A 15,390-nucleotide genomic window follows, 5' to 3' on the forward strand; every position below is an offset into this window, starting at 1 on the left:
TTAGCTTGTTTTGCTCGCTTGTAGTGATTGATTGTTCATAAAATCTTATTACTTTTGATGCTAATCCCTTAATTATCGTTAAGGGGCTTTAAGCTGTTAAGAAATATTTTGCTCATATTATGAATAAAACAATCCTAATTACAGGTGGAGCAGGTTTTATAGGTTCTCATGTAGTACGAAATTTTGTTACTAAATATCCTGACTACCATATTGTCAATCTAGATGCTTTGACGTATGCTGGTAATCTCGAAAATTTACGAGACCTCGAAGAGGAGCCGAATTACACCTTTGTTAAGGCCGATATTACCGATGCCTTGGATATGTTCCGTGTTTTTGAAGAATATAAACCCGACGGTGTCATACATTTAGCAGCAGAGTCTCATGTCGACCGTTCCATTGCCGATCCTACCGCATTTGTGATGACGAATGTGATCGGAACGGTTAATTTATTGAATGCCGCACGCCAGATCTGGAAAGACGATTTTACAGGTAAGCGTTTTCATCATGTTTCTACCGATGAGGTATTTGGTGCGTTAGGAGCAGAAGGTTTATTCACTGAAGAGACTGCTTATGATCCACATTCTCCATATTCAGCATCGAAGGCGAGTTCCGATCATTTTGTTCGAGCTTACCATGATACTTATGGTTTGCCTATCGTACTGACCAATTGTTCTAATAATTATGGTCCTAACCATTTCCCGGAGAAATTGATTCCATTATGTATTCATAATATCTTGAACGGTCAGCCACTACCCATCTACGGAGATGGAAAATACACCCGCGATTGGTTATTTGTAATTGATCATGCCACAGCGATAGATCTTGTCTTTCATGAAGGTAAGAATGGTGATTCTTATAATGTTGGTGGCTTTAACGAGTGGCAGAATATTGATTTGGTTAAAGAATTATGTAAACAGGTAGATGAAAAATTAGGTCGTCCAGCTGGTACAGCAGAACACTTGATTACTTTCGTTAAAGACCGTCCAGGGCATGATTTGCGTTATGCTATTGATGCCTCCAAGATAAATAAGGAACTCGGTTGGTATCCTTCTGTAACGTTTGAAGAAGGTCTTTCCAAAACAATCGATTGGTTCTTGAACAACGAGGAGTGGCTAGCAAGTGTCACTTCCGGAGATTACCAAAAATATTACGATAAGCAGTACAAGGATTAAGAAGTGACCGAGTAACAAGTAACAAGTAACAGAGTAACAAGTAAAGAAGTGACGAGTACTAGGTCACTAAAAATAGCGATGTTACTAGTTCACTATCGTTACTATGTCACTAAAAAAATAAACCATGAATTTTACCGAAACAAAATTAAAAGGCTGTTTTATTTTAGAACCGACAGTCTTTGAAGACGAAAGAGGTTACTTTTTTGAAGCCTTTAATGATCAGAAGTTTGAACAGATTGTAGGGTCGAAACCAGCATTTGTCCAAGATAACCAATCCCAATCGCAGTATGGTGTTGTACGTGGCTTGCATATGCAAGCCGGAGAATATGCGCAGGCAAAATTAGTGCGTGTTTTGGAAGGTAAAGTGTTGGACGTTGCTGTCGATGTACGTCTAGGTTCTGCAACATATGGTCAGTATGTAGCAGTGGAGTTATCTGCCGAAAATAAGAGACAATTATATGTTCCACGTGGATTTTTACATGGATTTTCGGTCTTATCAGAAAATGCTGTCTTTTTCTACAAATGCGATAATCATTATCACAAAGTAGCAGAAGACGGTGTTCATCCGTTAGATATAGCGTTAGGTATTGATTGGCAGGTCCCTCGGGAAGATATGATTCTTTCTGTGAAAGATGAAGAAGCGCAGTCTTTTATGGCATTTAACGAAAAAAATGGAATCGGTTAGTCAAAAACAGCGTATTGTTATTACGGGAACATCCGGGCAGTTAGGTCAAGAATTGAAAGTTCTGCTGGATCAGGATGTGTCTAAAGAATGTTTTTTCTTGGATCGGAAACAGCTTCCTTTGGATCAGATTACGATTATTCAGGATATTCTTAGTATGTATCAACCCGATTTGATTATTCATGCCGGAGCATATACTGCGGTCGATCAAGCCGAATCAGATGCTGACCTGGCAGAACAGGTTAATCATTTGGCTAGTGAAGAGATTGCGCTGTATTGTCGATTGCATAACGCAAAATTGATTGCGATTTCGACCGATTATGTCTTTGATGGAAGTAGCAGTGTCGCATTGACCGAAGATGCTCCAGTCAGTCCAATTAATATTTACGGAGCAACAAAGTTAAAAGGTGAGCAAGCAATACTGAAATGGTACCCCGAGGCGATTATCATTCGAACTTCATGGGTATATTCTATTTTTGGAAAAAACTTTGTAAAAACCATGTTGCGTCTGCTATCTGAACGGGATTCCATTTCCGTTATTAACGATCAGATCGGTTCTCCGACCTCAGCGCAAGATTTAGCGCAGGCAATTGTAGATATTGTTAATTCAGGAAAATGGAAAGGTGGTGTTTATCACTACAGCAACGAAGGCGAAATTAGCTGGTATGATTTTGCGGTTGCTATTCGAGATATTAAAGGTTTGAACTGTGAGATACAGGCGATACCGACAACGGCATATCCAACACCTGCAAAAAGACCAAAGTATTCGTTATTAGATAAAACGAAAATCAAAGTAACATTCGGAGTCGAAGTACCATTTTGGAAAGATAGCCTAGTGAGATGTTTGGATAATTAAGGATTAAAGTAACAAAGTGAACTAGTGACCGAGTAACGGAATTATCAAGTCACGAAAGTAACGAAGTGAAGGTGAAGAAGTAATCGAAAGATATAATCACTAAAATATAAAAGATGAGAAGTCATAAAGATTTAATTGTATATCAACGTTCACTTTTATATGTTAAAAGTATATATGATTTATCTCGTGATTTTCCTGAGATGGAAAAATTTGGTTTGACCAGTCAAATTAGAAGAGCTGCCGTTTCAGTTCCAAGTAATATTGCAGAAGGAGCTGCGAGAAGATCTGCTAAAGAATTTCTCCAATTTTTATATATCGCTTTGGGTTCATTGAGTGAAATTGAAACCCAAATTGAAATAGCTAAATTATTAGGGTATACAATTGTCATTGATTCAGCTTTAGAAGAAAATGTTCAGCTAAGAAGAATGCTGTTGAAATTAATAGAGAATATTAAAAATAAAATATAAAAGTACTGTGTCACTACTTTACTAGTCACTATGTTACTAAGAAAAATTACGTCACTAAAAAAGACTGCTTTACTAGTCACTACGTCACTAATTACTACGTAACTAAAATTAAAAAAAATGAAAGGAATCGTACTAGCAGGAGGATCAGGAACACGTCTACATCCCATGACTTTGGCAGTGAGCAAGCAATTGATGCCAGTATATGATAAACCGATGATTTATTATCCGCTATCCACTTTAATGTTGGCGGGGATCAATGAGATCTTAATTATTTCGACTCCACAAGATCTACCGCAATTTCAAAGGCTATTGGGCGATGGTTCGCAACTTGGATGTAGATTTGAGTATATCGAACAACCCAGCCCAGACGGTTTGGCACAAGCGTTTATCTTGGGGGAAGAATTTATAGGTGATGATAAAGTAGCGTTAATCTTGGGCGATAATATTTTTTATGGTTCAGGGATGTCCAAATTATTACAGTCATGTGTTGACATCGAAGGCGGAATGGTGTTTGCTTACCAAGTTACAGATCCTCAGCGATATGGCGTCGTGGAATTTGATGAAGATAAAAAAGCGATTTCAATAGAGGAAAAACCTGTAGTACCAAAATCAAATTTTGCTATCCCAGGTTTATATTTCTACGATAATGATGTGGTAGCAATTGCAAAGCAAATAAAACCATCCTCGAGAGGAGAGCTGGAGATTACCGATATCAACAAAATCTATTTAGAACGTGAAAAGTTGAATGTTGCTGTTTTTGATAGGGGTACAGCTTGGTTGGATACAGGTACAGTACAATCGCTTATGCAGGCGGCTCAGTTTGTTCAGGTAATTGAAGAACGCCAAGGGATGAAGATCGGAGCGATCGAAGAAGTAGCTTATCGTATGGGCTATATTGATAAAGAGCAATTATTAAAAATTGCTGAACCGTTGCGTAAATCAGGTTATGGAGAATACCTGTGCCTCTCAATTAAATAAATTTACCTATTTTTGTGAAAATTTCAAATTAGAATGAAAAGAGTGATATTGTTGTTGTGTGTAGTGAGTTTTTTTGGATCCATTCATGCACAGACCAATCCAGCAAATATAAGAGTTGATGATTTAACGGATGCTCAAATTGAGCAGTATGTCAAACGTGCAGAACTTATGGGTTATAGTGAATCACAATTGGATGGATTTGCTCGTGCGCAAGGCGTCTCTGCAGTTGAAGCTCAAAAGTTAAAAGATCGCTTGCAAAAGATTAAGAGAAATAAACAACAGCCTAATCAACTGAAAGATAAACAAAACAATACAAGTTCAGCCTCAGGTCGTCAGATCAATGGCACTATACAGTCAGATTCTTTAAAAAATAAAAAGAAGGATCAAGACTCTTTAAAAATTGATGAGGATAAATTGAAAATTTTTGGCTCCGACTTATTTAAAAATGGAGAAATTACTTTCGAGCCAAATTTAAGGATGGCCACCCCAAGTTCGTATATTATTGGACCTGATGATGAAATTTTATTGGATATTACTGGAGATAATGAAGCATCTTACCAGTTGCCAGTTAGCCCAGATGGAACGATTACGGTTGAATATGTCGGCAAAGTAGCTGTGTCAGGATTATCTATTGCAGCAGCAAAAAGTAAGATCCAACAACGTTTGAGCGGTACTTACCCAGCTATCCGTTCAGGACAGACGCAGGTGGATGTAAACATTGGTAATATCCGTAGTATTCGGATTACATTAACCGGCGCCGTGACAAAACCGGGAACATATACTTTACCTTCTTTAGCAACTGTATTCAATGCTTTATATGCATCAGGTGGTCCTAGTGAAAAGGGAACTTATCGTCAGATACAGGTAGTCCGCAACAATCAGGTTGTTACGACTATTGATTTATATGACTTTTTAGCGAATGGGATCCAGCGAGGTAATATCCGCCTCCAAGATCAGGATATCATTCATATCCCTGTGTATGGTAGTCGTGTGCAATTTGAAGGCGAAGTTAAACGTCCAGCTATTTTTGAAACAGTAGCAGGGGAGTCCCTTTTGGATTTAGTCAAATATGCTGGGGGTTTTAGTGAAAATGCGTACACCGCCAAGGTCAAGGTATTGCAAAAGACAGATAGAGAACGTAGTGTCAAAGATATTTATTCGGATCAATTTGCTGATTATAGTCCCAAAGCAGGTGATCAATTTATCGTAGAGCCAATCTTGGAGCGCTTCGCTAACCGAGTTAGTATTTTAGGAGCTGTATTCCGTCCAGGATTATATGGCATGGAACCAGGGATGACTCTTAAGCAATTATTAGAACAGGCGGATGGTGTACGTGAAGATGCCTTTTTAGAAAGAGGTATCATTAATAGGTTGAGAGCCGATAATACGGCAGAGCTGATTAATTTCAATGTTCAGGAAGTATTAGCAGGAACAACAGCTGATATTCCATTAAAAAGAGAAGACAAGATTGAAATTGCTTCTATTTTTGATCTAAGAGACGAATATAAATTTACGGTACAGGGAGAAGTTCGTTTTCCTGGAGATTTCCCCTTTGCAAGTAATGCTACTTTAGGCGACCTAATTCAAAAAGCAGGTGGTTTGAACGAATCTGCAAAAAATGCACGAATAGAAATTGCTAGAAGATTAGAAAATAGAAATGTTTCAGATTCGAATTCATCGCAAACCGTTCTTTTGAAAATCGATCAAGGTATCATTTCTAATCCGAATATTGAATTACAGCCTTATGATGTGATTACGGTTTTGGGCGATGCTGGTTTCCGTACACAAAGACAAGTGAAGATTGAAGGTGAAGTTTTATTCCCTGGTATATATACCATTTCACGTGAGGACGAACGTATCTCTGATATTATTAAGCGGGCCGGAGGATTAACTTCATATGCTTATACGGATGGTGCTTCTTTGAAACGCACAGGTCTTTCCAAACTACAGGCTGAGGAGAAAAAAGAAAAGGAAAATTCTCAACAAGAAATTGCGATTATCTCAGGTGAAAAACGAATTGAAGAGAATAATTTTGAACAAGAAATTACGTTAGCTAATCCAAATGCTAAAAATAAAGCATTGGCGAAATTGTCACAACAGCAAGGTGTTTCAGCACCAGATATTGAGCCAAGTGACTTAGTGGGTATCGAACTGAGTAAAATTCTTACCAATCCTAAGCAACGAGGAGATTTACTAGTGCTTGATGGTGATATTATCACTGTACCAAAGGAACTGGAAACGGTTAAAGTAATGGGCGAAGTATTGAATCCGAATAATGTGGTTTATGTAAAAGGTAAAAACCTAAAATATTATGTTAATCAAGCTGGAGGATTTACAGATAATGCTTTAAAAAAACGAGTTTTTGTACAATATGCAAATGGCTCGGTTAAAGGAAAAGATGGCGGTTATCCAGAAGTAAAACCTGGAGCAGAAATTGTTGTACCAAAACGTGCACCACGTGAAAGGTTAAGTTCACAGGCTTGGGTAAGTATCGGCGCTGGTGTGGCATCGACTTTAGCGATTATTTTAAGTTTATTTAGATAAAATATGGGTAGTACAAGCGGTGTCGAAATGATTACCTTAAAAGATTTAGTTTTTAAGCTTCAGGACTGGACTAAGTATTTATTATCTAAATGGTATTTCTTCCTTATTGCTATCTTATGTGGAGGAGGTATTGGCTATTACTATGCGAAGTCGCAGAAAACAACTTATACAGCAAGCACAACTTTCGTATTAGAATCAGGAGATGGTGCGAATAGTGGTGCAGGTCAAATGGCTGGATTAGCGGCCCTTGCGGGTGTTAGTTTAGGAAATACGGGGGGTGATATTTTTCAAGGAGACAATCTTTTTGAGTTATATAAATCTCGAAAAATGATTGAAGCGGCTTTATTGCTCCCATCAGTGAACGATAGTTCACTACTTATTTTAGATCGCTATTTAAACATGACCAATGCTCGCAAACGTTGGAAAGAAAATAATCCTGTATTATTAGAGATCGACTTTAAGAAGACCATTCCTATAGCATTGGTTCGGACTCGGGATAGTATTATACAGCGAGCGGTTCAAGATATCAATAAAGAAAATTTAATAGTTGGAAAATTGGATAAAAAATCGGCATTATTTAAAGTTGATGTAACATCCACAGATGAGGTTTTTTCTAAAGAATTTAATGAAGCACTAGTTGCAGAAGTAAATGATTTTTACGTAAAAACCAAGACTAAGAAATCTCTGGATAATATTGCGATTTTACAGCATAAGACCGATTCGGTTAGAGCAGTTATGAATGGTAATATATCTGCAAGTGCTGGTGCAATAGATGCTACGCCCAATCTGAATCCCACAAGACAAGCACAACGTCTCGTACCTACGCAACGGTCGCAATTTTCAGCAGAAACAAATAAGGTCATTTTGAGTCAATTAATGCAAAACCTGGAGATGTCTAAAATGGCACTAATGAAAGAATCACCTTTAATACAAAAGGTTGATGAGCCCGTCTTTCCGCTTAAGATGGACCGTTCGAGCGCTATATTAACTAGCGTTATATGCGCATTTGTATTTGCTTTTTTAACATTTATTTTTCTTGTTATTAAAAAGTGGTATAATGAAATTATCAAAAATTAAGGTTAAAGAATATAATGAATTTGGAAAATAAATCGATATTAATCACTGGTGGTACAGGTTCACTAGGTAAGGCTTTAGTAAAACATATTACCATTAATCACCCCGAAGTAAAGCGTTTGGTTATCTTTTCAAGAGATGAGCAAAAGCAATTTCAGATGGCGCAGGAATATCCTGAGGTTAACTATCCTCAGATCCGATTTTTTATTGGTGATGTTCGTGATAAGGACAGGCTTGTGCGCGCGATGAAAGGGATTGATTATGTTATTCACGCTGCTGCAATGAAGCATGTTCATATTGCCGAGTACAATCCCGATGAGTGTGTCAAGACAAATATACACGGTGCGCAGAATGTCATTGATGCATGCCTCGAAACTGAAGTAGAGTGTGTGGTTGCATTGTCTACAGATAAGGCCTGCGCTCCTATTAATTTATATGGAGCCACTAAATTAGCTTCAGATAAACTTTTTGTTGCTGCAAATAATATACGTGGCAATAATCCAATTCGTTTTTCAGTTGTACGTTATGGGAATGTGATGGGATCCAACGGATCCGTTATTCCATTTTTTATGAATAAGAAGAAAGAAGGTGTACTTCCGATTACCGATCCAAACATGACCCGTTTCAATATTTCATTACAAGGAGGTGTGGATATGGTAATGCATGCTCTGTTTAATGCTTGGGGAGGAGAAATTTTTATACCCAAAATTCCATCCTACAGGATAATGGACGTAGCTGTTGCGGTTGCTCCAGAATGTGAGCACCGGGTTATTGGCATTAGACCGGGAGAAAAGATTCATGAAGAAATGATTACCCCATCTGATTCCTTTTATACTTATGACCTTGGTAAATATTATACCATTTTGCCAACAGTTCCGAGTTGGAATCTACAAGATTTCCTGAAAGCCTTCAGCGGAAAAAAAGTTGATGAAGGTTTTTCCTATACATCTGGTGCGAATACGGAGTGGGAAACGATTGAAAGTTTACGTAATTTAATTAAAGAACACGTTGATTCAACGTTTGAACTATAGTTATGCTAATTCAAGGAATTCCATACGGAAGACAACACATTACTGAGGAAGATATCCAAGTCGTAATTGAGACCCTTAAGTCAGATTATTTGACTCAAGGGCCTAAAATAAAGGAGTTTGAAGATAACTTTGCAACTTATGTCGGTTCAAAATATGCCGTAGCAGTAGCGAATGGTACCGCAGCATTACATTTATGCGCGATGGCATTAGACGTTAAAGAGGGCGAAAAGGTCATAACAACACCAATTACCTTTGCCGCTTCTGCCAATTGTGTACGCTATTGTGGCGGAGAAGTTGTTTTCGGTGATATTGATCCGGACACCTATCTGTTGGATATTAATTCGGTTAGAAAATTATTAGCGGCATCACCAAAAGGCACTTACAAAGGTATTATCCCAGTAGATTTTGCTGGTAGAGCGGTAAATTTGGAAGAATATAAGCATTTAGCCCAAGAATATGGTCTCTGGATTATTGAAGATGCATGTCATGCTCCAGGTGGATATTTCGTCGACTCTAAGGGTGAAAACCAACTCTGTGGAAATGGAAAATTTGCCGATTTAGCAATTTTTTCTTTTCACCCTGTAAAACATATTGCGTCGGGTGAAGGTGGAATGATTACCACTAATGACGAAATGTTATATAATAAACTATTGACATTGCGCACCCATGGTATTGTTAAAGATAATGATCTTTATGAAAATACCATTGAATTTGCAGGTGGAGCAGAAACTTATCCTTTGTGGTATATGGAAATGCAGACACTTGGATATAACTATCGTATGACCGATTTTCAGGCAGCATTAGGTAATAGCCAATTGAAAAGAGCCGATAAAGGTATCACTCGTAGAATACAAATTGCAGATGTCTACCAAGATGCATTTGAAGGAAAGGAGTATATCAAAGGTCAATCAGGTTCAGTCGAAGGTCATGCCTACCATCTTTATGTTATGGAAGTAGAGGACCGTTTGGGACTTTATAATTATCTGAGGACAAAAAATATTTTCGCACAGATTCATTACATTCCCTGTCACCTGATGCCATATTATAGACAATTAGGTTGGAAAGAAGAAGACAGACCGCAATCTGAAAACTATTATAAACACTGTATCAGTTTGCCTATGTATCCAACTCTAACACCAGAAGAACAGCAATATATTATATCAGAAATTGATGGCTATTATTCAAAATAATATATGTATCATTCCCGCAAGAGGAGGTAGTAAACGCATTCCAAGAAAAAATATTAAAGATTTTTTAGGAAAACCTATTATTGCTTATTCTATCGAAGCGGCTTTGAGTTCAGGGTTGTTTTCTGAAGTTATGGTATCCACGGATGACGAAGAAATTGCTGCAGTTGCTTTAAAATATGGAGCAAATGTGCCTTTCTTAAGGAGTAAGGAAAACTCGAATGATTATGCAACGACATTGGATGTTATCAAGGAGGTCTTAACAGCATACGAAAATTGCAATTTATATTTTGACCAGGTTTGTTGCATATATGCTACTGCACCGTTTGTTACAGATATTCACTTACAGAATAGTTTTAGTATGTTTAAGGATGGAGATTTCGATTCCTTATTTCCAGTTATGAAATATGGATTTCCAATTCAACGTTCATTGTACATTGAAAATGGTATTTCAAAATTTAAGTATCCGGAACATATTAATACCAGAAGTCAGGATTTAACAGATTCTTATCATGATGCAGGTCAGTTCTATTGGTTAAAGCCTGATTTAATACATGCAGGAGAAACTATTATGAGCGATAAAACTGGCCCATACTTAATAAAAGAATTAGAGGGACAGGATATCGATAATGAAGTAGATTGGAAGTTAGCCGAATTAAAATATGAACTCTTACAAAGTTTTAAATAAACAAGTATATAAAGCCGGAGATTATAGCATTGTACCTATCCGGAACGAAGATCGTTTTGCTATTATGGAATGGCGTAATGAGCAAATCTATCATTTGCGCCAAAATAGGTTATTAACTGCTGAAGATCAAGAGCGCTATTTCAGTCAGATTATCGCAGATTTATTTGAACAAAATACCCCAGACCAAATCTTGTTTTCATATTTGAAGAATGGTATTTGTATTGGTTATGGTGGCCTGGTGCATATAAATTGGTTAGATCAGAATGCGGAAATCTCTTTTGTTATGGAGACTGCCCTTGAAGAGAAAGAATTTCAATATCATTGGTGCACATTTTTATCATTAATTGAACAAGTTGCATTTTTTGATCTCTCACTACATAAGATATACACCTATGCATTTGATTTACGACCTTTGTTATACAATGCTTTAGAGCAGACGGGATTTATAAAAGAAGCTGTGCTAAAAGAACATTGTTATTTCAAGGATAAGTTTATTGATGTTATCATGCATTCGAAAACTTGTACATTTTCTCTGCGGGAATCAACAAAGGAAGATGTGAGGATACTTTTTGACTGGGCTAACGATGTGGCAGTTAGACAAAGTGCAATTAATGTTTCAGCTATTCAATGGGATGATCATGTTATTTGGTACAATCGTAAGTTAAAATCAAAAAATTCGCATATTTTCATTTTAAAAAATGGTTATGAAATTCCTTTAGGTCAAGTAAGAGTGGATTTAGTGAAGGAGAGTTGGGAAATTGATTATTCAATTGATCATAACCATAGAGGGAAGGGGTATGGTCATCTCATTATTGCATTACTTTTAAGAAAGTTGTCCAATGGTAGCCATTTGAGAGCTACTGTAAAATCAAGTAATTATCCATCCTTATCTGTATTTAGGGGGCTTGGCTTTGATGAAATTTTAGAAAATTCAATGTGTATATTTAGTAAAGAAATCAATGGAAACATACATAATACTATCTGAAAAGCCGTGGCATCAAGAGTTGTATCATAATTTGAGCATTCAGTTTCCATCATATCAATGGATTTTGATTTCAAAACAAGACGATTTTACATTAGACGCTTTAGTGCAGATAAATCCTAAAAAAATATTTATACCCCATTGGTCCTACATCATATCGGCTGCTATTTATAGTCGTTTTGATTGTGTTTTGTTTCATATGACGGATCTCCCATTTGGGCGAGGAGGAAGTCCACTTCAGAATTTGATTGTGAGAGGTATTAAAGAAACAAAAATATCTGCCATTCAGGTTGAAAAAGGAATTGATACGGGCCCCATATATCTAAAATCACCTCTTTGTTTAAATGGTTCTGCCCAAGAAATTTTTTTAAGAGCAAGCGTTGTAATGGAAGATATGATAATCAGAATCATTAACGAACAGTTAGTGCCAGAAGATCAAACGGGTCATATTGTAAATTTTAAAAGAAGGAAAGCTGAAGATAGTGATCTAAGTAGGATTGAAGACCTTCACTCCATCTATGATTATATTCGTATGTTAGATGCCGACGGTTATCCAAATGCTTTCTTAGAATTTGGAAATTTTAGATTAGAGTTTTCGGGAGCAAAAATGAAATCAGATAACATAATTTTAGCAGATGTTAGAATCATTGAAAAATAAAAGAATACTTATTGTAGTCGCTCACCCTGATGATGAGTTGTTGGGTTTAGGTGCCACTATGAATAAGTTAATACAGGAATACAATGTATGCACCCGCGTAATTATACTGGGTGAAGGTATTACTTCTCGTTCGGACCAGCGGGATCCAGTTCTGTGGGAAAAAGAACTTGCTATGCATAGAGAAAATATCAACATTGCACAAAAAGCAATTGGTTATCATTCAGTAGGTATCTATGATTTTCCTGATAACAGATTTGACACGGTCGCTTTATTAGATATTATTAAGGTTATTGAGAAAGAAAAGCACACATTCCAGCCCGATGTTATTTTTACACACCATGGAGGAGATGTCAATATTGATCATCAACGGACCTTTGAGGCTGTTGTTACATGCTGCAGGCCTATGGAAGATGAAACGGTGAAAACAATTATTAGTTTTGAAACTGCTTCAGGTACCGAATGGCGTGCAAATTCTGACCCTCGTCATTTTTTACCTAATTTTTTCGTATCCATTGAAATAGAAAATTTAAATGCAAAAATCAATGGTATGCAAGCTTACGTGTTTGAAAGTAGACCATATCCACACCCCAGATCACCTGAGGCATTAATGATTCAATCACAAAGATGGGGAGTTGCTGTTGGCTGCAAATATGCTGAAGCATTCCATATTGTACGGACTATAAGTTAATTTAATATATGAAGATAGAGAATTTCGAAATAAACCAGACCTCAAAAGTTTTTATTATAGCAGAACTTTCGGCTAATCATAATGGCAGTTTAGCTACAGCATTGGAAACCGTTAGAGCTGCTAAGCGTGCTGGAGCAGACTGTATCAAATTGCAGACCTATACAGCCGATACAATGACCATTGCTTGTTCTAAAGATGATTTTAAAATCCAGGGCACTATTTGGGAAGGTCAAAATTTACATGATCTATATCAAACAGCTTATACGCCATGGGAATGGCATGCCGAAATTATGAAAGTAGCCAAAGAAGAGGGATTGATCTGCTTTTCATCTCCCTTTGATTCTACCTCAGTTGCTTTATTAGAATCATTAGAAGTACCCGCATATAAGATCGCATCCTTTGAGATTACTGATATTCCGTTGATTGAACTTGTTGCTTCCAAGGGGAAGCCAGTTATTATTTCAACAGGTATTGCAACAGCCGAAGATATTGATTTAGCATTAGATGCCTGCTATCGAATGGGTAACAAAGATATTGCATTGTTAAAATGTACCTCTTCCTATCCAGCTCCTATTGAAGAGGCGAATATGGCAATGGTTAAGGACCTTGCAGAAAGATATGGGGTATTAACTGGTCTTTCAGATCATACTATGGGGAGTACCGTACCTGTAGTTGCTACATGTTTTGGTGCTAAAATCATAGAAAAACATTTTATCTTAGACCGTTCTATCGGCGGACCTGATGCTTCCTTTTCGATGGACGAGGATGAATTTTCAGCAATGGTAAAAGCAGTTCGCGAAGCAGAGATGGCAATAGGAATCGTAGATTATCAACTGACGGAAAAACAAGTAAAAGGAAGAGATTTTTCCAGATCTCTCTATTTCGTTGAAGATTTAAAAGCAGGTGATATCCTAACTGATCAAAATATTCGGTCTATACGACCCGGCTTTGGTCTTCACCCCAAACATCTTCATGAAATTTTAGGAAAGCAAGTCACACAAAATATAGAAAAAGGAGCCCGAGTATCCTTAGCACTAATCGCTGATATTCCCCATAAATAGTAACTATTGTGATTAGTAAACTTTTAAAGCATCCATTACTTAAATCAAGTTTGATTTATACCATTAGCGATGGGATCAATAAATCGATCCCATTCTTTATTCTCCCAGTTTTAAGCCATTATTTACTGCCAGCAGATTATGGAATTGTGGCAAATTTTGGTGTTTTGACAGGAATAATAGGTATATTAATAACCTGTGGTGTAGATGGTGCTATTTCCGTTAATTTTTATAGAACTGCACCTAAAGATCTAAAAATTTATATATTCAATTGTATACTCGTATCCTGTAGCATATTTTTGCTTATACTATTCGTTATAGGGTTGACTAATACCTACATATATCAATTGATTTCGATACCTACATCGTACCAATTACTCTGTGTTGTGATGTGCTTTTTTAATTTATTTACAGCCATTAATCTCGTGCTTTGGCGTTTAGAAGAAAAACCATTAGCATTCGGCTTATATGATATAACCAATACCATAATTAACATTTCCTTATCAATTATATTGGTTATTGTACTAAAACAGGGATGGATCGGAAGGGTTAATGCCATTGCTATCGCATCGATTGGATACGGCGTATTCAGTTTATTTTTTTTATATAAGCGCGGCTATCTAAGTTTTATCTACAATCCTAGAATCATCAAAGCGATCTTAATTTTTGGGATTCCATTAATTCCCCATGCTTTAAGTTTTTGGTTGAGATCTGGAGTTGATAGAATATTTATAAGCTCATTTTGGGGTACTTCTGCTGTTGGTCTTTACGCTACAGGGTTCCAGTTCGGGATATTGGTTTCATTCATTGTGTTAGCCTTTAATAATGCATTTTCGCCCTATCTTTATAAGGTTTTATCAAGTACGGATGAAAAGCAGTTGGAGATAGACAAAATAAAGATGGTTAAGCTTACTTATTTTATCATGATAGGACTTATGATAAGTGGAGTTATTTTTATCATATTATCAGAATATATTTTAAAGACATTTTTTGCGGAAGAATATTATGCTTCTATTACATTTGTTAATTGGGCCATTTTAACGCAGGTATTTCAGTCATTTTATATTCTTTTTGTAAATTATATATTTTTTTCAAAGCAAACACGCAAATTGGCTATCATTACCATATCGTGCGCCTTAGTTCAAGTCGTTTTATCTTATATTTTAGTAAAATATTTTGGACCTATTGGTGCTGCATATTCTTCCGTAACGGTTTCGATCATCAATTTTCTCGTCGTTATGTTTTATAGTAACAAGGTATATCCTATGCCATGGATTTCTACTTTAATAAATTGGCGCAAAGTTATTCATTAATGAATTGTAAGG

Annotated in this window: 15 protein-coding genes; all 15 read left to right on the forward strand. The window is 36.7% G+C overall.

All coding sequences use genetic code 11. From position 1 onward, the window contains the following. The first annotated feature begins 119 nt into the window (after positions 1-119). The 15 genes from rfbB to M2265_RS17005 all read left to right on the forward strand — a co-directional run bounded on the left by rfbB (position 120) and on the right by M2265_RS17005 (position 15,378). Positions 120-1,172: a dTDP-glucose 4,6-dehydratase gene (rfbB, locus tag M2265_RS16935; protein WP_132769871.1), complete on the forward strand. Its 1,053-nt coding sequence runs from the start codon at positions 120-122 to the stop codon at positions 1,170-1,172. Between the two features lie 124 nt (positions 1,173-1,296). After that, positions 1,297-1,857: a dTDP-4-dehydrorhamnose 3,5-epimerase gene (gene rfbC, locus M2265_RS16940; RefSeq protein WP_132769869.1), complete on the forward strand. Its 561-nt coding sequence runs from the start codon at positions 1,297-1,299 to the stop codon at positions 1,855-1,857. Further along, entirely contained in the window at positions 1,844-2,710 is an 867-nt protein-coding gene (gene rfbD, locus M2265_RS16945; RefSeq protein ID WP_132769868.1) for a dTDP-4-dehydrorhamnose reductase, read from the forward strand. The genes rfbC and rfbD overlap by 14 nt, the downstream gene beginning before the upstream one ends. Positions 2,711-2,823: 113 nt before the next feature. After that, positions 2,824-3,177 (forward strand): four helix bundle protein, encoded by a 354-nt coding sequence (locus M2265_RS16950; RefSeq protein ID WP_132769866.1) that lies wholly within the window; start codon positions 2,824-2,826, stop codon positions 3,175-3,177. A 117-nt stretch (positions 3,178-3,294) separates the two neighbouring features. Next, entirely contained in the window at positions 3,295-4,155 is an 861-nt protein-coding gene (gene rfbA / locus M2265_RS16955) for a glucose-1-phosphate thymidylyltransferase RfbA (protein WP_132769864.1), read from the forward strand. A gap of 33 nt (positions 4,156-4,188) precedes the next feature. Next, positions 4,189-6,699 carry an SLBB domain-containing protein gene (locus M2265_RS16960; RefSeq protein WP_132769863.1) on the forward strand — a complete coding sequence of 837 codons (2,511 nt, stop codon included), beginning with the start codon at positions 4,189-4,191 and terminating at the stop codon, positions 6,697-6,699. Between the two features lie 3 nt (positions 6,700-6,702). After that, complete coding sequence (locus M2265_RS16965) at positions 6,703-7,776, forward strand: lipopolysaccharide biosynthesis protein (RefSeq protein WP_132769861.1); 1,074 nt, start codon at positions 6,703-6,705, stop codon at positions 7,774-7,776. Between the two features lie 14 nt (positions 7,777-7,790). Beyond that, positions 7,791-8,804 carry a UDP-N-acetylglucosamine 4,6-dehydratase (inverting) gene (pseB, locus tag M2265_RS16970; RefSeq protein ID WP_132769859.1) on the forward strand — a complete coding sequence of 338 codons (1,014 nt, stop codon included), beginning with the start codon at positions 7,791-7,793 and terminating at the stop codon, positions 8,802-8,804. Between the two features lie 2 nt (positions 8,805-8,806). Beyond that, complete coding sequence (gene pseC, locus M2265_RS16975; RefSeq protein ID WP_132769857.1) at positions 8,807-9,994, forward strand: UDP-4-amino-4,6-dideoxy-N-acetyl-beta-L-altrosamine transaminase; 1,188 nt, start codon at positions 8,807-8,809, stop codon at positions 9,992-9,994. Continuing rightward, positions 9,975-10,679, forward strand: coding sequence for a pseudaminic acid cytidylyltransferase (pseF, locus tag M2265_RS16980; RefSeq protein ID WP_132769855.1), 705 nt, complete (start codon positions 9,975-9,977; stop codon positions 10,677-10,679). The genes pseC and pseF overlap by 20 nt, the downstream gene beginning before the upstream one ends. Then, entirely contained in the window at positions 10,654-11,664 is a 1,011-nt protein-coding gene (locus M2265_RS16985) for a GNAT family N-acetyltransferase (RefSeq protein ID WP_132769853.1), read from the forward strand. The genes pseF and M2265_RS16985 overlap by 26 nt, the downstream gene beginning before the upstream one ends. Further along, on the forward strand, positions 11,639-12,319 hold the full coding sequence (locus tag M2265_RS16990) for a methionyl-tRNA formyltransferase (RefSeq protein WP_132769851.1): 681 nt from the start codon (positions 11,639-11,641) through the stop codon (positions 12,317-12,319). Before M2265_RS16985 ends, M2265_RS16990 begins: the two co-directional genes overlap by 26 nt. Beyond that, a complete protein-coding gene (locus M2265_RS16995; protein ID WP_132769847.1) occupies positions 12,297-13,007 on the forward strand; it encodes a PIG-L deacetylase family protein in 711 nt (236 codons plus the stop codon). Before M2265_RS16990 ends, M2265_RS16995 begins: the two co-directional genes overlap by 23 nt. Before the next feature lie 8 nt (positions 13,008-13,015). Next, positions 13,016-14,068, forward strand: coding sequence for a pseudaminic acid synthase (gene pseI, locus M2265_RS17000; RefSeq protein WP_132769845.1), 1,053 nt, complete (start codon positions 13,016-13,018; stop codon positions 14,066-14,068). Between the two features lie 8 nt (positions 14,069-14,076). Further along, positions 14,077-15,378 carry an oligosaccharide flippase family protein gene (locus tag M2265_RS17005; protein ID WP_165905885.1) on the forward strand — a complete coding sequence of 434 codons (1,302 nt, stop codon included), beginning with the start codon at positions 14,077-14,079 and terminating at the stop codon, positions 15,376-15,378. Positions 15,379-15,390 lie beyond the last annotated feature (12 nt).

The sequence above is a fragment of the Sphingobacterium kitahiroshimense genome (genome assembly GCF_025961315.1).
GTDB classification, from domain to species: Bacteria; Bacteroidota; Bacteroidia; order Sphingobacteriales; family Sphingobacteriaceae; genus Sphingobacterium; species Sphingobacterium anhuiense.